Raw genomic sequence first — 20,912 nt, forward strand, 5'->3', positions numbered from 1 at the left:
ATGGCTGTCTACACCGAAGTCGCGTTCACCGAAGCCGCCGCCCTCCTCCACACGCTCGATCTCGGCGATCTCACCGAGCTCCGGGGCATCCAGGGCGGCATTGAAAACACCAATTACTTCGTGACCAGCGAGCGCGACGGCGCCACGCAGGAGCATGTGTTGACCGTGTTCGAACGGCTCGGCTTCGAGCAGTTGCCGTTCTACCTTCACCTGATGAAGTTTCTGGCCGAACGCGGCATTCCCGTGCCGGCCCCGGCGGCCAATGGCCAGGGCGAGATCCTCCACGCCGTGCAGGGCAAACCGGCGGCGGTGGTGGCCAAGTTGCGCGGACGCAGCGACCTCGCGCCGGGCGTGGCGCAATGCGAGGCCGTGGGCGCCATGCTGGCCCGCATGCACCTGGCAGGGCGCGATTTTCCGCTGAGCCAGCCCAACCTGCGCGGGTTGCCCTGGTGGAACGAAACCGTGCCGGTGGTGCTGCCCTTCCTCACTTCGCCGCAGGCGGACCTGATCCGCTCGGAGTTGGCCTACCAGAACCACGTGGCCGGGAGTCCGGCCTACGCCGCGCTGCCGCGTGGGCCGATCCACGCCGACCTGTTCCGGGACAACGCCATGTTCGAGGAAGGGGAGCTCACCGGATTCTTCGATTTCTATTTCGCGGGCTGCGACACCTTCCTCTTTGACATTGCGGTCTGCCTGAACGACTGGTGCGTGCTGCACGACGAAGACCACGATGGTTCGCTGGACTCGCCGCGTTCTCTGGCCTTGCTGGCGGCCTACCAGGCGGTTCGCCCGCTGGGCGCCGCCGAACGGCAACTGCTCCCCGCGCTGTTGCGCGCCGGCGCCCTGCGCTTCTGGATCTCCCGCCTGTGGGACCTCCATCTGCCGCGCGAGGCCGCGCTGCTCCAGGCCCACGACCCCTCCCATTTCGAACGCGTGCTGCGCGCCCGTGTGCGCGACACGCAGGCACTGTCGGCCCTGCTGCGCGAAGACGCCCTCCAACCCGCATGAAACTCAACCTCGTCCCCGCCCGCACCGGCCTGCAATGGGTCAAGCTGGGCGTGAAGACCTTCTTCCGCCAGCCGCTGGCCATGTCGGGCCTGTTCTTCATGTTCATGGCCACGGTGTCCATCGTCTCGCTGGTGCCCGTGCTGGGCACCGCCATCTCGCTCACGCTGGTGCCGGCCGCCACGTTGGGCCTCATGGCCGCCAGCCAGGAAGCGTCCCACGGTCGCTTTCCCATGCCGTCGCTGCTGATCTCCGGTTTTCGGGCCGGGCCGTCGAAGACGCGCTCCATGCTCATTCTGGGCGCCATGTATGCCGCCGGCCTGATGCTGGTGCTGGGTGTCTCGGCCTTGTTTGGAACCGATGTGCCGCCGGTGGCGCCCGACGTGCCCGAAGGCGAGGTGTCGCCGGAAATGGTGCGCAACCTGTTCGCCAACGAGGGCCTGTGGGCGGCGATGGTGCTCTATGTGCCGCTGCTCATGGCCTTCTGGCACGCACCGGCCCTGGTGCACTGGCACGGCGTGAGCCCCTTGAAGAGCCTGTTCTTCAGCCTGCTGGCCTGCTGGTCCAACAAGGGCGCCATGCTGGTCTACTTCTTTGGCTGGGTCGGTGTCTTCATGCTGGTGGGCCTGTTCATGAGCCTGCTGACCACGCTGCTGGGTGGCACGCAGGCGCTCAACCTCATCCTGTACCCCATGGTGCTGTTCATGGCCTCCATGTTCCACACCTCGATCTACTTCACGGTTCGCGACAGTTTCATGGCCGAAGGCGCTTCCGCCCTCACCGATTCACCACCTGGAGACAACGCATGACCCAGCACACCCTGCAAGGCCGAAGCGAAGACGAGGTTCTGTGGTTCCAGCGTCGCGACACGCTCAAGGCCGCCGCTGCCTGGGTGATGGCCGGTGGCCTGCCGGCGGCCCTGGCCCAGCAGCGCAGCAACGTGGTGGAGTTCGTGGGTGACGTGATGCTCAACGGCCAGCGCATGGTGCCGCAGCAGACGGTGCAGACCGGCGACGACATCCTGACCGGGCCGGCGTCCAGGTTGGTGTTCCTGATCGGCAACGCCGCTTTCCATGTGCGGCAGAACTCGCGCCTGCGCGTGGAGCGTGGCAGCACGCTGAACACGGCGAGCCTGCTGCGCCTGCTCTCCGGGGCGGTGGTGAGTGCATTCGGGCCCGGCCGCAACCGCAGCATCGTGACACCCACGCTGACCGCCGGCATCCGCGGCACCGGCGTCTACACCGAAATCATGGCCGACCAGGGCGGTCGCAGCTACTTCTGCAACTGCTATGGCACCGTCGACATGGAATCGAACGGCAACCGCGCCGTGTCGGTATCGAGCTACCACCAGTCGTTCTGGGGCGAGGTGCAGCCGCGCGGCGGTCGCTTCCTCACGCCCGCGCCGGCGATCAACCACACCGACGAAGAACTGGAATTCCTCGCCCGCTTGATCGGGCAACGCACGGCCTGGCAGATCGTTGGCCAGACCGGCGTGAAGGACGGGCGCGGCTACATGGAGCAGCGCCCGCCGGAAGCCCACCCCGCAGCGCCGCGCTGAGGCGGCGCCAGGGGCTCAGAGGCCGATCACGCCGCCGTCGGTGCGGGTGATGACGATGGTGGCCGAACGCGGTCGGCCGGCGGGGCCATAACCCTGGTTGCCCGGCCACTGGCTCTGGAACGTGAACGGCCCGGCGCCGTAGGCCGGCGTGCTTTCACCCGGGTGCTGCACGTTCACAAACAGCGTGCGGCCGTCCGCCGTTTCGGTGATGCCGGTGATCTCGCAGCCCGCCGTGCCCACCAGGAAGCGGCGCAGCCGGGTCTCGCCCAGCGCAGCACCCAGGAAGGTGTTCTGCGTGCCGGTGGCGCCGCCCAGGCTGTTGTTCACCGTGACCGCACCGCCGTCACCCACCGACCCCGGAATGGCGGCAAGCAGCATGCAGTTGGTGACATCGGTGTAGGCGCCGTCGTCGGTCTGGATCCAGCAGATGCCGGTGGCCTGGCTGAACCACAGGCCATCGGGTGAAGCAAAGTCGTTCTTCGCGTTCAGGCCCGAGAGGTTGATGTTTGCGCCCGAGTCCTCCTCCGCGCCGAAGAGGAAGATGTCCCAGTTGAAGCTGGTCGCGGTGGAGGCGCCGGCCAGTTCCTTGAAGCGGATGATGTGGCCGTGGGGGTTGCCGGTGCGGGCGCGGCCGTCCACGTCGGCATACGCGCGCGGGTTGGCGGCGTCGGCGTTGGCCACGTTGCGGCTGCCGTTGTTGGTCATGGTGAAGTAGACCTCACCGTTCTTCGGGTTGATGGCGCCCCACTCCGGACGGTCCATCTTGGTGGCGCCCACAGCGTCGGCGGCGTGGCGCGCGTTCACCAGTACATCGGCCTGGTTGGCGAACACGTAGGTGGCATAGCCCGAGATGGCGGGGTTGGCGATGTTGAGTTCGAGCCACTCGCCGCTGCCATTGGCGTTGAACTTCGCCACGTACAGCTTGCCCTCGTTCAGGTACTTGTCGCCGGCGGCCAGGCCACCGCCCACGTCGCTGGCGCTCCACACGGCGGTGGAAACGAACTTGTAGATGTACTCGTTCTGCGAGTCGCAACCCATGTAGAACGCCAGAGGTTGGCCCACCACCGGAATGCTGCACACGGCAGCCTCATGGGCGAAGCGGCCCATGGCCACGCGCTTGGCGGGCGTGCCGCTGGTCAGCGGGTCGATTTCCACGTTGTAGCCGAAGGTGTTGGGCTCGTTGCGGAAGTCCAGCGCGGCGGTGGCGCCCGGTGCCGAGATGTCCCAGCGACCGAAGCGGTCGTCGGTGGCGGCCGTGGCGGTGGCGTACCAGCCTTGCGAACCGGCCGTGGTGGCACCACCCGCGATGGCCGTGCGGGCCACGCCGTAACGCTGACGCGAGGTGCTGGTCTTGGCGTCCACCGCCGTGGAACCCTGTGGCATGTTGAAGTACGCCGCCCAGTTCTCTTCACAAGCCAGGTAGGTGCCCCAGGGGGTCTTGCCATGGCCGCAGTTGTTGATGGTGCCGCGCGAGGTGGCGCCGGTGGTGTCGAACTTCGTCACCATGAAGGCGCGGATGTCGGCCAGATGGGCGGCCGGGCCGGCAATGCGCATCGGCGACTGGCCGGTGACGCGGCGGTTGTAGAGGGAATCGAGCTTGTGGGTCCACTGGCCCGAGGCGTTCTTGCCGATCTCGGCCACCGACACGCCATGGTGGTTGATTTCCTTCAGCACTTCCAGTTCGGGCCGCACGCCCAGGTCCCAGCCGCCGAACTGGCTGAACTTCTTGCCCGACACACCGGCAGAGGTCTGGCCGGTGGGATGGAAGAAGTGCGAGTCGGCCGAGCTTTCGTGGTTGACGACCAGCACCGCGCGACCCGTGTCGGTGGCGGTGTAGCGACCCAGCGAGTCGATATAGAAGAGGTCCATGCCGTCGTGGTGATCGCCCACGCGCATCGTCCATTCGTCCGTTTCCGTGCCCAGGTTGCTGTACGCGGGGATGCTTGACACCAGCCGGTCACCGGTGGCGTGCAGCACGGTGTAGGTGTAGCCGGCGGGCAGCGTCACGTTGTCGAGCAGGTTCTTGTCGACGGCGCTGAAACCGAGCGCCGTCTCGCTCGGCGTGCCGGGCGCGGGCGCGGGGGCGGGGGCAGGTGCGTCATCGCCGCCACCGCCGCAGGCCGAGAGGAACGGGATGGTGGAGAGCGCGGCCAGGCCAATGCCGCCACGGATGAGGTTGCGGCGGTTCAGCGGCGTGCGGCCGCTGCGTTCCAGCACGTCCTGGAAATGTTCGTTGGGCGAGTCGTTGAAGGAGTCGTCGGAATGGTGGGACATGTTGGCTTGCGTGGGTGGTTGAAAGACCCACGCAGTGTCCCGATCGCACATGACGCTTCCGTGAATCGGATGAAAACCCCCACCCGTACTTCATCATGCGTCTTCGACATCACCGTGTCACATTCGCCGCCACCCGCAGAAACAAGCCCTCCACCTGCCATGCGATCTGCTGCCAGTCGATCTGAGCAACTTCCGATCGCGCCCGCGCGGCGGCGTGTGCGATGCGTCCCGGCTGCGCCGCCAGCCCTGTTGCGGCTTGAACGAAAGCGGCTTCATCTTTCGGCGCCACCAGCCAGCCGTTGCCCTCGTGCTGCACCCAGTCGGCCGCGGCGGCGGTGTTGAACGCGAGCACCGGCAAGCCACTGGCCAGGGCCTCCACCGTCACGTTGCCAAAGGTCTCGGTGAGGCTGGGAAACAGGAACACGTCGGCCGAGGCGTAGTAGCCGGCCAGTTCGTCGTGCCGGCGCATGCCCGCGAACACCGCCTGCGGGCAGCGCTGGTGCAAGCTCTCTCGCAGCGGCCCATCGCCCACCACCACCAGCTTCACATCCGGGTGGCGTGTGCGCATGGCCTCGAAGGACCGAAGCGCCACGTCAAGGTTCTTCTCGGCAGCCAGGCGGCCCACCACCAGCAGCACCAGGGTGTGTGCACCGGCGCCCCACGACGCGCGCAACGCCTCGCTGCGGCGTGCCGGATTGAACAGTTGCGTGTCGACGCCGCGCGCCACCACCTGCACGTTGTCGAAGCCGCTATCCAGCAGCTCGTCGCGCAGGGCCTGCGTGGGCACCATGGTGAGTTGCGTGAGGTTGTGGAACTTGCGCAGGTAGGCCACGATCGGTTTGCGCAGCCAGCCCACGCCGTAGTGCTGGCTGTAGGCATGGAAATTGGTGCGGAAATCGGAGGTGATCGGCAGGCGCAGGTGGCGCGCGGCCTGCAGGGCCGACCAGCCCAGCGGGCCTTCGGTGGCGATGTGCACGAGGTCGGGCCGTTTGAGCGTCCAGGCATGGATCAGTGCCCGCTTGCCCGGCAGACCCAGCTTGAGCTGCGGGTAACGCGGGATCGGCATGCCGCGCATGAGCAATTCTTCAAAACCGGTGTGACTGGATGCCTGCTCCACCGGCGTCTGTCGCGGCCGGATCAACTGCACCTGGTGGTTGCGCGCGCAAAGGCCCTGGACCAGGCGCGACAGGGTGAGCGCCACCCCGTTGATCTCGGGCGGCCAGGTTTCAGTCACGACCGAGAGGCGCAGCGACGGCGTGGAGGCCGGGTATTCCTCCACCAGGATCTGGTCCGAGTGCAATGTGCTCATGGCGGCATGTTTGCGGGCGATTGCAACACGGCGATGACAGCGCACACCTGTCACCGGGTTTTCACACGTTCACGCAACCATGTCATGCGCCTGTCGCGCCCCTGCCACCCATGGAGCTGCCGTGAACGAGTTCTTCAGAACCCTTGAAATCCAGCGCTGGGACGACCACCGCTACTACCACCACAGCCGCATCAACCAGACGCTGCACTTCATCAGCGCCATGAGCTTCGTGGTCGCCTACGCGCTGCTCTGGACCGACCCGGTGCTCGCGGCGTTGATCGCATGGCTGGTGGCCATGACCAGCCGCCAGGCGGGCCACTTCTTCTTCGAACCCAAGGGCTACGACCACGTGAACCAGGCCACGCATGACCACAAGGAAGCCATCAAGGTGGGCTACAACCTGCGCCGCAAGGTGGTGCTCATGGCCTTGTGGGCGGGAACGCCGCTGCTGGTGTGGGCGGCGCCCGGTGTGTTCGGGCTCTTCCCACCACCTGCCACGGCGATGGAATTCACGCGCCAGGTCGGTGCGCTGTGGCTCGCTCTCGGTGTGGGAGGGCTGCTGTTTCGCACGGTCCATCTGTTCTTCATCGCCGACGTGAAAACGGGCCTGGTGTGGATGACCAAGATCCTCACGGACCCGTTCCACGACATCAAGCTCTACCACAAGGCGCCGCTCTACCTCATGCGCGGCCAGCTCATCGACCCGGGCATTGCCCAGCGCAGCTGAGGCCGCCTCAGCCGCGCAGGTGCTGCCACATCTCGCGCAGGATCTGCCGCCGGATGGTCTGGTGCGTGGTGCGCGAAGCGCGCCACCACCAGCCCTGGTTCTTCATGTCCTGTGCAGCCGCCACGCAGCGGCGCAGCACCTCTTCAAAATCGTCGTCGTGCAGGTCCAGGCGGAAGATCAAGCGCCCTGTGCCGACCCAGCTCAAGGCCAGGCCATGCCAGCGCAGGAAGTACTGGTACATCCAGTGATACCGACCCGGCTCGGTGTAGTTCAGTGTCCACACGCTCTGCAGGTTGGCGGCGCGCACCGGCAGGCCGTGGGCAGCCATGGTGTCGTTGAAACGCCGGGCTCGCGCGTCCCACGTCGCGTCCTGGTCCTGGTAAAGCGCCTGCATCTCCGGCGTCTGCAGGCGGCGCAAGAACGCATTCATGCCACCCATCACGTAGGGATGTGCGTTGAACGTGCCACGCGCAAAGCACACGTCGGCCGGGCGTTCGGATCGAAAGCGCTTCATGAGATCGGCGCGGCCGCAGACCACGCCGACCGGGTAGCCGCCGGCGAGCGACTTGCCGTAGGTCACCAGGTCGGCCCGCACACCGAAGTACGCCTGCGCTCCGCCCGGTGCCAGCCGGAATCCGAGGAACACCTCGTCGAAGATCAGCACGATGCCGCGTTCGGTGCACACCTGTCGCAAGCGCTTCAGCCACGCGGTGTAGGCGGCGCGGTCGTAGCCCGCGCGGCGGCTGCCGTCCACCAGCGTCGAATCGCCGGGTGCGTTGCGGTTGGGGTGCAGGGCCTGCAACGGATTCACCAGCACGCAGGCAATGTCGCGCCGCGTGCGCAACACCTGCAGGCTCTTCTCGTCCATGTCCTTGAGGGTGAAGGTCTCGCGCGGCGGCATCGGGTTGCCCGGGCCGGGCTGCACGTCTTCCCACCAGCCATGGTAGGCACCGCAGAAACGCACGAGCCGTTTGCGCCGCGTGTGGTAGCGCGCCAGGCGCACGGCCTGCATCACCGCCTCGGTGCCCGACATGTGGAAGGACACCTGTTCCTGGCCGGAGATGTCCTTGAGGCGCGCGATGTTGTCGGCCACACAGGGGTGGTAGGCACCCAGCACCGGCCCCAGCGTCTCGCCGATGCGTGCACCCTCGGCCATGCAGGCCTTGTAGACATCCACGCCGAAGACATTGACGCCATAGGAACCCGTGAGGTCGATGAACTGGTTGCCATCGAGGTCGGTCACGGTGTTGCCTTCTGCCGAAGCCACGAAGGCGCCCACCTGGAGGTGCTCACGCACATGCGGACTGAACTGGAAGGGCACACGGTAGCTGCCGGTGAACTGCAGGTCCGCCAGTCCCTCGCGCGCCTCGGCGGTGAGCGCCAGGGTCTGCGCGTACCGCTGCGCGTACCCCGCCGCCAGGGTGTCGAACGAAGCGCGGCGCAGATGCACCACCTCGGGCGGCGCACCGTCGCCGGCGAAAAATTTCTCTTCATCGTAGGCATAGCCGGGCAGCCAGGCGGCCAGCCGCTTGGCCATGCGCGAGTGGCCAGCCAGCGATCGGTGCTTGGCACGCGAGAGTTGCAGGCGTTGCCGCAGGTAAGGCAGCGCCAGCGCCAGCGAGCCCAGAGGCACGATGTAGGGCAGATGGGACAGGTAGGACATGCAGCAGGCGCTCCAGTGCGTTGGATGTGTGTCGTTTGTAGGTCGACCACATGACGCGCCCATGAACATCTCAAGACAGCTCCAGCGTCTCGCGCTGAACGAGGACCTCAACTTCCTGCTCACCAACCGGGTGCCTCGCGCCGCGCTCACCCGCTTCATGGGCTGGTTCAGCCGCATCCGGAACCCCTGGGTGCGCGACGCGTCGATGGCGGTATGGCGCGCCTTCACCGAACTGGACCTGAGCGAAGCGAAAAAGACCTCGTTCCACAGCCTGCACGATTGCTTCGTGCGGGAACTCAAACCCGGCGTGCGCCCCATCGACGCCCGCGCCGATGTGATGGTGAGCCCCTGCGATGCGATCGTGGGAGCGTGCGGCCGCATCGGCGACGATCCCACCGCCCAGGTGTTCCAGGCCAAAGGATTCCCGTACCCGCTCACCGACCTGCTCGGCCCGGATGCGCGTGCCCTCGAAATGATCGACGCCCTGCGCGGCGGCAGCTACGTCACCCTGCGTCTGACCTCCAGCATGTACCACCACTTTCATGCGCCCGACTCGCTGACGCTGGAACACGTGACCTTCCATTGCGGCGACACCTGGAACGTGAACCCGATTGCCTTGAAGCGCATCGAGCACCTCTTCTGCAAGAACGAGCGCGCGGCCCTCTACCTGCGACAGGACGACGGCACGCCGCTGCTGCTGGTGCCGGTCGCTGCGATTCTGGTGGCCAGCATGCGGCTGCGCGCCGTGGACGTGGCACTCAACGCGCAGTACCGCGGACCGCACGAACTGCCCTGCAATGCCCGCTATGGCAAAGGTCAGGAGATGGGCTGGTTCGAACACGGTTCCACCATCCTCGTGTTCACGCCGCCAGGCTTTCACCTGGCCGACAGTGTGGACGCGGGCCATCGAATCCGAATGGGAGAGCCCCTGCTCAAGCGCTCGCCCGCGTGAGTCAGATCGCGGATTGGTTCACCCGGCGCATGAGTGCTTCGGCGCTTTCCTTGCGTTCGCTGTAGCGATCCACCAGATAAGGCGCCACATCGCGCGTGAGCAGCGTGAACTTGACCAGTTCCTCCAGCACGTCCACCACCCGGTCGTGGTACGCCGAAGGCTTGAGGCGATCGTGCTCGTCGAACTCCTGGAAGGCCTTGGCGATGGACGACTGGTTGGGAATGGTGATCATGCGCATCCAGCGGCCCAGCACGCGCATCTGGTTCACCGCATTGAAAGACTGCGAGCCACCACTGACCTGCATCACTGCAAGCGTCTTGCCTTGCGTGGGTCGCACCGCGCCCAGCGACAGGGGAATCCAGTCGATCTGTGCCTTCATGATCCCTGTCATGGCACCGTGGCGCTCGGGCGAACACCACACCATGCCCTCGGCCCATGTCGCCAGCTGGCGCAGCTCCACCACCTTGTGATGCGTCTCGGGCGCGTCGTCCGGCAGTGGCAAGCCGCTGGGGTGGAACACGCGAGTCTCGGCGCCCATGGCCTGCAACAGCCGCGCCGACTCTTCCACCACCAGGCGGCTGAAGGACCGCAGACGCAACGAGCCATACAACAACAGGATGCGAGGTGCATGCGTGGACGCCTGCGTAGAGCGCAAGCGCGCCGCATCGGGCACTTCGAACGAGTCGACGTCGAGCTGCGGCAAGTCAGCGTTGTTCACGGACACGCGCCCCCTTCTCGTCCACCACCCGCTCGCCGTCTTCCTTGCTGAAGGCTCCCTGCTGCGGGTGTTCGAGGATGTCAAGCACACGCTCCGAAGGACGGCACAGCCGCGTGCCCAACGGCGTCACCACGATGGGGCGGTTCATGAGGATCGGGTGCTGGACGATGAAGTCGAGCAGTTGGTCATCGGTCCAGTGCACCTCACCAAGGCCCAGTTCGGCATAGGGCGTCCCCTTCTCGCGCAGGATGTCGCGCACGCTGCCATTCATGTCGGCCACCAGGCGCTGGAGCGTCTCGCGGCTGGGTGGCGTCTTCAGGTATTCGATGACCTGCGGTTCTTCGCCACTGTTGCGGATGAGCGCCAGCGTGTTGCGCGATGTCCCGCAGGCAGGGTTGTGAAAGATCGTGATCATGGGCTCATGCCTTCGCAGGTTGGTCGATGGGCCGCCAGGCGTTGACGAGCGCCACCAGCGTCAGCATCACCGGCACTTCCACCAGCACGCCCACCACGGTGGCCAGCGCAGCGCCCGAGTTCAGGCCGAACAGCGAGATGGCCACGGCCACGGCCAGTTCGAAGAAGTTGGACGTGCCGATCAGACACGCCGGCCCGGCGACGTCGTGGCGCAGCTTGAGCCATTTCGCGCCCCACCATGTGATGAAGAAGATGCCGTAAGACTGCAGCACAAGCGGCACCGCAATCAGCGCGATCACCAGCGGCTGTGCCACGATGGTCCGGGCCTGGAAGCCGAACAGCAGCACCACGGTGGCGATCAGGCCTGCCACCGACCACGGCTTGAGCACCGCCACGAAGTCGGCCACCGCATGGTCCGACTTTCGGTTCAGCAGGTGCCGCGTGGCCATGCCGGCCAGCAAGGGCAACACCACGTACAGCACGGTGGAGAGCAGCAGCGTCTCCCAGGGCACCGTGAGATCGGTAAGGCCAAGCAGAAAGGCGGCGATGGGCGCGTATGCCACCACCATGATGAGGTCGTTGATGGACACCTGCACCAATGTGTAGTTGGCATCGCCCTTCACCAGTTGGCTCCAGACGAACACCATGGCCGTGCAGGGCGCCACGCCGAGCAGGATCATGCCAGCGATGTATTCCTTGGCCGAGACCGGATCGACCCACGGTGCAAAGAGATAATGGAAGAACAACACGCCGAGTGCTGCCATGGTGAAGGGCTTGATGAGCCAGTTCACCACGAGGGTAAGGGCCAGGCCCTGCGGCTTCTTGCCCACGTCCTTGATGGCCGACCAGTCGATCTGGATCATCATCGGATAGATCATCACCCAGATGAACACCGCCACCACAAGATTGACGTGGGCGATCTCCAGGCTCGCCACCACTTCGAACAAACCGGGCAATGCCAGGCCCAGGGCCACGCCCAGTGCAATGCCACAGGCCACCCACACCGTCAGATACCGTTCGAACAGACCCATGATCCAGTCTCAGCAGCGGTCGCAAGCGACCGCGGTGACCTCGCACGGCTGCCCTTCGCAGCAGTGCGCGGTGAGAAAACCCAGCAGCGTGTTCATCTGCGCGAACTGCGCCCGGTAGATCAGGTGACGGCCATCGCGCTCGCTGCTGGCCAGGCCCGCATGCACCAGTTCCTTGAGGTGGAAAGAGATGGCCGTGGGCGACGTGTCCAGCGCTTCGGCCATGTGCCCCGGCAGAACGCCCTTGGGGCCTGCCACCACGAGCATGCGGAAGATGCGCAGGCGCGTCTCCTGCGCGAGTGCGCCCAGGGCGCGCACGACATCGGTTTCATTCATGGAGCAGCTCCGTCTGTGCGAGGGTAGGTCTTGCCTGCCTGGTCAGCGGCAGGCGCAGCGTAATCAGCCAGCAGGTGACCAGCATCACCGCCGATCCGGCGAGCGCATAGAGCAGCCCGCCCCACTGGTACAGCAGGCCCGACATCAGCGTGCCCATGAACCGGCCCAGCGCGTTGGCGGCGTAATAGAAGCCCACGTCTTCCGCCGCTTTCTCCGACCCGGCGTAGGCCAGGATCAGGTAGGAGTGCACCGAGGAGTTCACCGCGAACGCGAAACCGAACAGGCCGAGCCCGCCCACCACCGCCCATTCCAGGTGAGGCACCTGCAGGTACACCGCCACGGCGATGCCCATGGGCACCACCGCCAGCAGCGCCGACCACAGGCGCGCGGCCGGCACCTCGGCGCTCAATCCATCCGCGCTGCGGCGCACCAGCTGCGGCGCAAGCGCCTGCACCATGCCATAGCCAATGGTCCAGGCGGCCAGGAAGCCACCCACCATGGTGAAGGTCCAGCCCTGGGAGTACAGGAACACCGGCACGCCCACCACGAACCAGACATCGCGCGCGCCAAAGAGCACCACGCGGGCGGCCGCCAGCGCGTTGATGCCGGCGTTCTTGGCGAACAACTCTTTCGCCGATTTCGACGCCTGGCTCTTGCCCATCATGGGCGGCAGCAAAGTCACCACGCCCACCAGCACCAGCGCCAGCAAGCCCGCCATGCACCACAGCGAGGCCTGAAAGCCAATGGCTTGCAGCAGCAGGCCACCCAGGAAAAAGCCCACGCCTTTCATGGCGTTCTTGCTGCCGGTGAACCAGGCCACCCACTTGAACAATTGACCGGAACCCTGCTCTTTCGCCTGCGCCGACGTCACCTTGATGGCCGACTTGCTGGCGGTCTTGGTGAGATCTTTCGCCACCCCGCAGATGCCCTGGGCCAGCACCACCCAGGCCACCGACATGGCTGCGGTCCACGCCGTATTCAACAGCGAGAGCAGCGAGAAACCAACGATCTGCGTGACCAGCCCCACCGTGAGCATGCGCGTGATGCCGTAGCGCGTGGCCAACCAGCCGCCGATGAGGTTGGCCAGCACACCCGCCGCCTCGTACAGCAGGAACAGGAAGGCCAGGGCAAACGGCGAATAGCCCAGCTTGTAGAAGTGCAGCAGCACCAGCATGCGCAGCGCACCGTCGGTGAGCGTGAAGCCCCAGTAGGCGGCGGTGACGATGGCGTAGTTGCGCGCGGCGTGCTGCATGTCAGATGCCCGCGTCGTTCATGTGGCAGGCCAGGTCGACCATGCGGCAGGCGTAACCCATCTCGTTGTCGTACCAGGCGTACACCTTGAGCAGCGTCCCGTCGGTCACCATGGTGGAGAGCGCGTCCACGATGGAGCTGCGCGTGTCGCGCGCGTAATCGACGCTGACCAGCGGGCGCGTCTCGTAGCCGAGGATGCCCGCCAGCGAGCCCTTCGAAGCGCGCTCGAACAGGGCGTTGACCTCCTCTACGGTGGTTTCGCGTTGAAGCTCGAACACGCAGTCGGTGAGCGAGGCGTTCAGCGCGGGCACACGCACCGCGTGGCCATTGAGCTTGCCCTTGAGCTCGGGATAGATGAGCGCAATGGCGGTGGCGCTGCCGGTGGTGGTGGGTGCCAGGCTCATCAGCGCGCTGCGGGCTCGGCGCAGGTCCTTGTGCGGCGCATCCACCACCAGGTTGGTGTTGGTGGGGTTGTGCAGCGTGGTGATCTGGCCATGGCGGATGCCGATGGCCTCGTGCACCACCTGCACCACAGGAACCAGGCAATTGGTGGTGCACGACGCGGCGGTGACGATGCGGTCGCGCGCCGGGTCGTACTGCGCGTGGTTCACGCCCACCACGATGTTGAGCACACCGCCGACCTTCACCGGCGCGGCCACGATCACGCGCTTCGCACCCCGATCCAGGTGCCCCTGCAGCGTTTCGGGCGTGAGGAACTTGCCGGTGCATTCCAGTACGACGTCCACGCCCAGGTCACCCCAGGGAATCTCAGCCGGCGCGCCATGCGCGCTGAAGGACATGCGCTTGTCGTCGATGTGGACGACGTGCTCTCCCTCAGCGGCGATGTTCGCCCGCCACTTGCCCTGCACGCTGTCGAAGGCCAGCAGGTGCGCAGTGGCCGCGGCGCCGCCCTTGAGTTCGTTGAGGTGCACCACCTCCAGCCGATTGCCCGCGCGCGGGTCGTCGCTCTGCCGCTCGGCCGCCCCCAGCGCGGCGCGCAGCGCCAGTCGCCCGATGCGGCCCATGCCATTGATGCCAACTTTCATAGGGATCTCCGTGAGTGTTCGATTCTATATTTCAACAACTGTTGAATAATCGCACCGGACTGTGACACCGCGATGACATTCCAACTGCAGTGCGTTTCGCCCTCAGGTGATCGGCGTCAACTTCGCCACGCTCAATGCCAGCCACTTGGTGCCATGGCGCGTGAAGCTGACCTGCGCGCGCGCATCGACGCCCGCGCCTTCCACCGCCAGCACCTTGCCCTCGCCAAACTTGTTGTGAAACACGGCCAGTCCGGCGTGGATGTCGGTACCGCGGTCGGGCTCGGGCGCGGTCTGGCCCAGGCCCTTGGGATCGCCCTTGTCGTTGAACCCCGGTGACCAGGACGGCTGCAGCACCGGCGCGGCGCCAAAGCCGCGCCTGCCGTTCTGCCATGTGCCACCCCTGCCGCCCCAGGCGGGTTGCGCTGGCGTGAGCCATTTCAGACACGCCTCGGGAAGTTCGTCGAAGAACCGGCTCTTGAGGTTGTAGCGGGTCTGGCCATGCAGCATGCGTGTCTGCGAATGACTCAGGTACAGGCGCTTCCTGGCACGCGTGATCGCCACGTACATGAGCCGGCGCTCTTCTTCCAGGCTTGCCCGGTCGCTCATGGAATTCTCGTGGGGGAACAGGCCCTCTTCCATGCCGGTGATGAACACGCAGTCGAACTCCAGGCCCTTGGCGGCGTGCACCGTCATGAGCTGCACGGCGTCCTGCCCGGCCTGGGCCTGGTTGTCGCCGGATTCCAGCGCGGCGTGCGTGAGGAAGGCGGCAAGCGGGCTCAAGGTTTCGCCGGTTTCAGCGTCGGGCGCCAGGGGTTCATTGACCACCGGCAAGTTCGGATCCAGCCCCTGGCTCACCGGACTTTGCGTCAAGGGCTTGCCCAGTTCGTCCACCGGCAGGGCCACTGCATCGCGGCCGAAGCCTTCGATGCTCACAAAGCTCTCCGCCGCGTTCACCAGCTCCTCCAGGTTCTCCACCCGGTCCTGCCCTTCGCGCTCGGCGCGGTAGTGTTCGATGAGGCCGCTGTGTTCGAGCACCATCTCGATGATCTCGCGCAACGTGCTGCCTTCGGTCTGCTCGCGCACCACATCGAGCTTGGCCACGAAGGCGCCGATGGCCACACCCGCGCGGCCTGTCACGGCACTCACCGCGTCGTGCAACGAGCAGCCCGAAGCGCGCGCGACGTCCTGCAACTGTTCGATGCTGCGCGCGCCGATGCCGCGCGGCGGGAAATTCACCACGCGCAGGAAACTGGTGTCGTCGTTGGGGTTCTCCAGCAGCCGCAGGTAGGCCAGTGCGTGCTTGATCTCGGCGCGCTCGAAGAAACGCAGGCCGCCGTACACGCGGTACGGCATGCCCGCGTTGAACAGGGCCGTTTCCACCACCCGGCTCTGGGCGTTGCTGCGGTAGAGCACGGCCATCTCGCTGCGCGGTACGTCTTCGCGCGCGAGCTGCTTCATCTCGTCCACCATCCATTGCGCTTCGGCAAAATCGCTGGTGGCCTCAAACACCCGCACGGGTTCGCCTGCGCCTGCATCGGTGCGCAGGTTCTTGCCCAGGCGGTGCGTGTTGTGGCTGATCAGTTGGTTGGCCGAGTCCAGAATGTTGCTGGCGCTGCGGTAGTTCTGCTCCAGCTTGATCTGGTGGCGCACGTTGAACTCGCGAACGAAGTCGGCCATGTTGCCCACGCGCGCGCCGCGAAAGGCGTAGATGCTCTGGTCGTCGTCGCCCACCGCGAACACGGCGTTGCCCGAACCCGACAGGCCTTCGATCGGCGGCGCACTGAACATCTTGATCCAGGCGTATTGCAGTCGGTTGGTGTCCTGGAATTCGTCGATGAGGATGTGGCGAAAGCGCCGCTGGTAATGCTCTCGAATGGGGTCGTTGTCGCGCAGCACCTCGAAGCTTCTCAGCATGAGCTCCCCGAAATCCACCACGCCTTCGCGCTGGCACTGCTCTTCATAAAGCGCATAGAGCTCGATCTTCTTGCGCGTCTCCTCGTCCTTGGCGACCACGTCGCGTGGGCGTTGGCCGTCTTCCTTGCAACCGCTGATGAAGTACTGCACCTGCTTGGGCGGGAAGCGCTCGTCGTCCACGTTGAACTGCTTGCACAGCCGCTTGACGGCCGAGAGCTGGTCCTGCGTATCGAGGATCTGGAACGTGGCCGGCAGGTTGGCGATCTTGTGATGAGCGCGCAGGAAGCGATTGCACAGCCCGTGAAACGTCCCGATCCACATGCCGCGCACATTCACCGGCAGCATGGCCGAGAGGCGCGTCATCATTTCCTTGGCCGCCTTGTTGGTGAAGGTCACGGCCAGTATGCCGCCGGGGTACACGTGGCCGTTCTGCATCAACCAGGCGATGCGCGTGGTGAGCACGCGTGTCTTTCCCGAGCCGGCACCGGCCAGGATCAGTGCGTGCTCGGCGGGCAGGGTGACGGCAGCGGCCTGCTCGGCATTGAGGCCCGCGAGCAACGGGGACGGGAGCAAGCTGGCTTGCGACGGATCTTCAATCGGCATGCGCCTGATTGTAGGAAGCCGGTGTGGCGTTGCGAGGCACAATGCGCACACCGAAGGGACATGAAGAGGCTTTCGTGAAGATCCTGCGTGTGCTGGGCCTTTTGCTGCTGTTGCTGTTGATCGGCGGTGTCGTGCTGGCGTGGCCATCGCTGCGCGACTGGCGCCATGATTTTGTGGCCCCCACGCCACTGCTGGCGGAGGAGACGCCCATGGCGGCCATCTGCCGCATCCGCACCGAGTTCCTGGCGCTCCCCAACCCGGTTTATGAAGGTTTTCAGCACCACGACCGGTGGGAACGCCAGCGCCTGGGCGCACCCACGGAGCGCTTCGGCCCGTTCTGGGAAATCGACCTGGACTGGACCGCGTGGCGGTTTGCCCGACGCCACTCGCGGCTGGAGATCGTGGCCGCCATCGGCCCTTACCTGAGCGACCCTCAACTGGCGCCCAAGGCCACGGCAGTGCTTGCCGGCCTGCCGGTGCGTTCGCGCGAACAACTGGGCCAGGTGCAGACCTTTTCCATCCTGCTGGCCGAACCCGAGAAGTTCCTGCCCGACAGCCTGGCAGCGGCCCCGTGGACCGACCCCCAACTGGCGTTCGCCCAAGGCGCGATGAGAACCCTGTATGGCGTCGAGAACAGCGTTGATCGCCTGCAGGGCACCACCAGGTCATCGCATGCCGGCACACTGGAAGGCAGCCTGCTGGAAATCCTGGAGGCCAACGATGCCCTGAAGGCCCCCCAGTTCGAGACAGTGGACGTGAGCGACACGCCGACCTACCCGGACTACGAATCGCTGGTGCAGAAACTCGCTCCGCCCGCCCCCTTGCCGTCGTTCGATGCCTTCGTGCGGCGCTGGCCGCGCGAACTCATTGCCACGGCGTTGTTTCCGCTGGCACTGGATGCCGGGACCGACCGGAGCGCCACCAGCAACCGAGAGCGCTACATGCGCATCATGGGGCGCGAGGCGGCCTACTGGCCCTTGCACGCGCAGCGGCTCTTCAACAATGAAGCCCAGGCCGCAGCGTATCGGCGCGAGACCGGCGATTTTGCGCGTTCGCTGTGCCTGGGCAGCCAGCCCCGCACGCTGTAGCCATCTGCATTCGAAATTCCGTATGACCGGCATGGGGCCAGGCACATGTACCCGCCTGCGTGAGCACGGGTAGAATCAGTCACCGGGCCCAAGATTCTTGCGCCCGGTTTTTTTGTGGCCATTGCCCACAGAAGCCGGCACAAGCCAAGCGCTCTCCTGTTCAACCAACAGTTTTCTGGAGCCTGGTTTCAAATGGAAATTTTTGACTACGACAACGTGCTGCTGTTGCCACGCAAGTGCCGCGTGAACAGCCGCTCCGAATGCGACGCCGGCGTGGAGCTGGGGGGACGCAAGTTCCGCCTGCCGGTGGTTCCCGCCAACATGAAGACGGTGGTGGATGAACGCATCTGCACCTGGCTCGCGCGCAACGGTTACTTCTATGTCATGCACCGTTTCGACCTGGACAACGTGAAGTTCGTGCGCGACATGCGCGCAGCCGGTGTCTATGCGTCGATCTCGCTGGGCGTGAAGGCACCGGACTACGCCACGGTGGACCTGCTGGCGGCCGAAGGCATGGCGCCCGAATACATCACCATCGACATCGCCCATGGCCATGCCGACAGCGTGAAAGACATGATCGGCTACCTGAAGGAAAAGCTCCCCACGTCCTTCGTGATCGCGGGCAACGTGGCCACGCCCGAAGCGGTGATCGACCTGGAGAACTGGGGTGCCGACGCCACCAAGGTGGGTGTGGGGCCGGGCAAGGTGTGCATCACCAAGCTCAAGACCGGCTTTGGCACCGGCGGCTGGCAGCTCTCGGCATTGAAGTGGTGCGCGCGCGTGGCGACCAAACCCATCATTGCGGATGGCGGCATTCGGAGCCACGGCGACATCGCCAAGAGCGTGCGCTTTGGCGCTTCCATGGTGATGATCGGCTCCCTGTTCGCCGGCCACGAGGAGTCTCCCGGGCAGACCGTGGAAGTGGACGGCCAGCGATTCAAGGAGTACTACGGCTCGGCCAGCGACTTCAACAAGGGCGAGTACCGCCATGTCGAAGGCAAGCGCATTCTTGAACCCATCAAAGGGCGCCTGGCCGATACGCTGGTGGAAATGGAGCAGGACGTGCAGAGCTCCATCAGCTATGGCGGTGGTACCCGGCTCATGGACATCCGCAAGGTGAACTACGTGATCCTGGGCGGGGACAACGCCGGTGAACACCTGCTGATGTGAAGCTGGCGCGTTGGCGCCTCAAAGTTCCAGCAACTCCCGCGCCAGAAGGTGCAGCCGGTGACCCGGCTGCGCGAGCGCTTCCACGATGCTGAAATGGTTGAGGCCCGGCAAGGCTTCGCACACCGGCACCACCTCCGGTCCCCAGGCCTGCCGGATCAGGCGGTTCTGGCGCAAGAACTCGTCGCTCTCCTCGGCGCCCGCCAGCGCGTACAGCCGGCCGCGGCCGTCACGCAGCGGCGGCGCCGGCAACCGGGCAGGGCTGGCTTTCTTGACCTGGGCAGGCGTCAGGCGCAGTGACACCTGCACGGAGGGCGTGTGCATCACCGGTTCAAGGTCGTGCAGGCCGGAGATGGACATCGCGTTCATGACCAGGGAGGCAGGGAGATCGTCGCCGACCCTGGTCCATTCGCAGGCCAGCATCATGGCGGCCAGGTGCCCGCCTGCGGAATGGCCTGCAACAGTGATGCGGGCCGGGTCACCACCGTGGGCGGCAATGTGACGGTGCACCCAGGCGAGCGCCTTGACCATCTGCAGGGTGATCTCCGGAATGGTGACGGCCGGACACAGCGCGTAGTTGGGCACCACCACGCAAGCGCCCGCCTGCACGAAGGGCGGCGCAATGAAGGAATGGTCGGCCTTGTCCAGGCTGCGCCACCAGCCGCCATGGATGAACACCAGCACGGGTGCCAACGGCGTGCCCGGGCTGCGAACGGCGGGAAACAGATCCAGCGTCTCGCCAGCATCCAGGCCGTAGCTCACATCCAGCAGGGCACGCCCGTCCTTGCGTGCCTGGGCGGATTCGCTCGCCCAGCGCTCGAAATGGGCCGCATGTTCGGGCACGCGGGCACGGTTGTTGTACTCACGTTCCAGCCAATCGGCGTCGTAGGCGGTGGGGGTGCTCATGGAGGCGCATTGTGTCATGGGGGTTTTCACTGACCACGCTGTTCCGCAAGCCACCAAACGTGTATTCTGTATACAGAGTTCAGAAACTTCCCCATGCCCGCTCAATTGCTCAAGCTCGATGCCACGCCGGACCTGGTCGACCAGGTCTACCGGGTCTTGCTGGACGCCATCAGCGCAGGCTCTCTCCAGCCCGGTCAACGCATCACGCAGGAGGAACTGGCCGACCAGTTGGCGGTGTCCCGTCAGCCGGTGATGCAGGCGCTTCGGCTGCTGAAGAAAGACGGATTCGTACAGGACGCGCCGATCACCCATGGCCCCGCCGGTCGTTGCCGTGGCCTGCAGGTCACCCCGATCGACGCCAGTTGGATCGCGCAGGTTTACGAGGTGCGCGGCGCACTCGATGCCCTGGCTGTGCGCTTGGCGGCACAGCGCCGCACCCCGATCGATCCCGCGCTCATCGCAGAAGGTCGCGCGGCTGTCGAGCGAGGCGACATCAAGGCCATGATCGACGCCGATCTGGCCTTCCACACCGCGCTGTATCGAGCCTCCCGGAACCCCTTGATCGAGCAAAGCGCGTTGCTGCACTGGCACCACATCCGCCGCGCCATGGGTGAAGCCCTGCAGTCGGACATGTTGCGCGAGCCCGTGTGGGACGAGCACGAGGCCATCGCCCAGGCAGTGGCGGACGGCGACGTGCAGCGGGCTCAGGACCTGATGCATGAACACAGTGGCAAGGCCAGCTCCACGCTGGGCGCCGAAATGATCCTGAAGGCCCGGCCGCACGCAGCCGAGGCGTCTTCTGCGGCAGCAGCACCCGCCGCTCGCACCCGACAACTCCGTGGTCGTCATTTGCTCTAGCATCTGACCCACTTCCGCGCGGTTTCCGGGCTTGCCCGGAAACCGCCTTTTTTTGTCTGGTGCGGCCATCGCGCCATTCGTTGCGAACAGAGGAA

General features: G+C 65.7%; 19 protein-coding genes. 8 read left to right on the forward strand and 11 right to left on the reverse strand.

Annotation, left to right across the window (positions count from 1 at the left end; genetic code table 11):
* From ACTIEY_RS00900 to ACTIEY_RS00910, 3 genes are read left to right on the forward strand one after another with little or no spacing between them, the layout of a single operon-like run.
* Positions 1–1,008, forward strand: a complete 1,008-nt coding sequence (locus ACTIEY_RS00900) for a homoserine kinase (protein ID WP_439517262.1) — start codon at positions 1–3, stop codon at positions 1,006–1,008.
* Positions 1,005–1,814, forward strand: coding sequence for a BPSS1780 family membrane protein (locus tag ACTIEY_RS00905; protein ID WP_439517263.1), 810 nt, complete (start codon positions 1,005–1,007; stop codon positions 1,812–1,814). The genes ACTIEY_RS00900 and ACTIEY_RS00905 overlap by 4 nt, the downstream gene beginning before the upstream one ends.
* Positions 1,811–2,563, forward strand: coding sequence for an iron dicitrate transport regulator FecR (locus tag ACTIEY_RS00910; RefSeq protein WP_439517264.1), 753 nt, complete (start codon positions 1,811–1,813; stop codon positions 2,561–2,563). The genes ACTIEY_RS00905 and ACTIEY_RS00910 overlap by 4 nt, the downstream gene beginning before the upstream one ends.
* A gap of 15 nt (positions 2,564–2,578) precedes the next feature.
* Here ACTIEY_RS00910 and ACTIEY_RS00915 read toward each other — a convergent pair whose 3' ends face one another.
* Together ACTIEY_RS00915 and ACTIEY_RS00920 are read right to left on the reverse strand one after the other, a co-directional pair.
* Positions 2,579–4,837, reverse strand: a complete 2,259-nt coding sequence (locus ACTIEY_RS00915) for a PhoX family protein (protein ID WP_439517265.1) — start codon at positions 4,835–4,837, stop codon at positions 2,579–2,581.
* Between the two features lie 109 nt (positions 4,838–4,946).
* Positions 4,947–6,146, reverse strand: a complete 1,200-nt coding sequence (locus ACTIEY_RS00920; RefSeq protein ID WP_439517266.1) for a glycosyltransferase family 4 protein — start codon at positions 6,144–6,146, stop codon at positions 4,947–4,949.
* Between the two features lie 121 nt (positions 6,147–6,267).
* Here ACTIEY_RS00920 and ACTIEY_RS00925 point away from each other — a divergent pair, with 121 nt between their 5' ends.
* Positions 6,268–6,873, forward strand: a complete 606-nt coding sequence (locus ACTIEY_RS00925) for a hypothetical protein (RefSeq protein ID WP_439517267.1) — start codon at positions 6,268–6,270, stop codon at positions 6,871–6,873.
* Positions 6,874–6,880: 7 nt separating this feature from the next.
* On the opposite strand, the gene ACTIEY_RS00930 is transcribed toward ACTIEY_RS00925, so the two are convergent.
* Complete coding sequence (locus tag ACTIEY_RS00930; RefSeq protein ID WP_439517268.1) at positions 6,881–8,536, reverse strand: aminotransferase class III-fold pyridoxal phosphate-dependent enzyme; 1,656 nt, start codon at positions 8,534–8,536, stop codon at positions 6,881–6,883.
* Positions 8,537–8,597: 61 nt separating this feature from the next.
* Between ACTIEY_RS00930 and asd the strand changes: the two genes are divergently transcribed.
* Positions 8,598–9,488, forward strand: coding sequence for an archaetidylserine decarboxylase (asd, locus tag ACTIEY_RS00935; RefSeq protein WP_439517269.1), 891 nt, complete (start codon positions 8,598–8,600; stop codon positions 9,486–9,488).
* Between the two features lies 1 nt (position 9,489).
* On the opposite strand, the gene arsH is transcribed toward asd, so the two are convergent.
* From arsH to ACTIEY_RS00970, 7 genes are all read right to left on the reverse strand, one after another.
* A complete protein-coding gene (gene arsH, locus ACTIEY_RS00940; protein ID WP_439517270.1) occupies positions 9,490–10,206 on the reverse strand; it encodes an arsenical resistance protein ArsH in 717 nt (238 codons plus the stop codon).
* Positions 10,193–10,621: an arsenate reductase (glutaredoxin) gene (gene arsC, locus ACTIEY_RS00945; protein ID WP_439517271.1), complete on the reverse strand. Its 429-nt coding sequence runs from the start codon at positions 10,619–10,621 to the stop codon at positions 10,193–10,195. The genes arsH and arsC overlap by 14 nt, the downstream gene beginning before the upstream one ends.
* Positions 10,622–10,625: 4 nt before the next feature.
* Positions 10,626–11,651, reverse strand: coding sequence for an ACR3 family arsenite efflux transporter (arsB, locus tag ACTIEY_RS00950; protein ID WP_439517272.1), 1,026 nt, complete (start codon positions 11,649–11,651; stop codon positions 10,626–10,628).
* Positions 11,652–11,660: 9 nt separating this feature from the next.
* The gene (locus ACTIEY_RS00955; RefSeq protein WP_439517273.1) at positions 11,661–11,984 is read right to left on the reverse strand and encodes an ArsR/SmtB family transcription factor; all 324 of its coding nucleotides are present in this window, start codon (positions 11,982–11,984) and stop codon (positions 11,661–11,663) included.
* Positions 11,977–13,236, reverse strand: coding sequence for an organoarsenical effux MFS transporter ArsJ (arsJ, locus tag ACTIEY_RS00960; protein WP_439517274.1), 1,260 nt, complete (start codon positions 13,234–13,236; stop codon positions 11,977–11,979). The genes ACTIEY_RS00955 and arsJ overlap by 8 nt, the downstream gene beginning before the upstream one ends.
* Before the next feature lies 1 nt (position 13,237).
* The gene (locus ACTIEY_RS00965; RefSeq protein ID WP_439517275.1) at positions 13,238–14,281 is read right to left on the reverse strand and encodes an ArsJ-associated glyceraldehyde-3-phosphate dehydrogenase; all 1,044 of its coding nucleotides are present in this window, start codon (positions 14,279–14,281) and stop codon (positions 13,238–13,240) included.
* 102 nt (positions 14,282–14,383) lie between these two features.
* On the reverse strand, positions 14,384–16,798 hold the full coding sequence (locus ACTIEY_RS00970) for a UvrD-helicase domain-containing protein (protein ID WP_439517276.1): 2,415 nt from the start codon (positions 16,796–16,798) through the stop codon (positions 14,384–14,386).
* A 74-nt stretch (positions 16,799–16,872) separates the two neighbouring features.
* Between ACTIEY_RS00970 and ACTIEY_RS00975 the strand changes: the two genes are divergently transcribed.
* Positions 16,873–17,886, forward strand: a complete 1,014-nt coding sequence (locus ACTIEY_RS00975; RefSeq protein WP_439517277.1) for a hypothetical protein — start codon at positions 16,873–16,875, stop codon at positions 17,884–17,886.
* Between the two features lie 192 nt (positions 17,887–18,078).
* Positions 18,079–19,056, forward strand: a complete 978-nt coding sequence (locus tag ACTIEY_RS00980; protein ID WP_439517278.1) for a GMP reductase — start codon at positions 18,079–18,081, stop codon at positions 19,054–19,056.
* An 18-nt stretch (positions 19,057–19,074) separates the two neighbouring features.
* On the opposite strand, the gene ACTIEY_RS00985 is transcribed toward ACTIEY_RS00980, so the two are convergent.
* Positions 19,075–19,959, reverse strand: a complete 885-nt coding sequence (locus tag ACTIEY_RS00985; protein WP_439517279.1) for an alpha/beta hydrolase — start codon at positions 19,957–19,959, stop codon at positions 19,075–19,077.
* 93 nt (positions 19,960–20,052) lie between these two features.
* Here ACTIEY_RS00985 and ACTIEY_RS00990 point away from each other — a divergent pair, with 93 nt between their 5' ends.
* Positions 20,053–20,817, forward strand: coding sequence for a GntR family transcriptional regulator (locus ACTIEY_RS00990; RefSeq protein ID WP_439517280.1), 765 nt, complete (start codon positions 20,053–20,055; stop codon positions 20,815–20,817).
* Positions 20,818–20,912: the final 95 nt, after the last annotated feature.

It is taken from the genome of Hydrogenophaga sp. (genome assembly GCF_051858985.1).
GTDB lineage: Bacteria > Pseudomonadota > Gammaproteobacteria > Burkholderiales > Burkholderiaceae_C > Hydrogenophaga.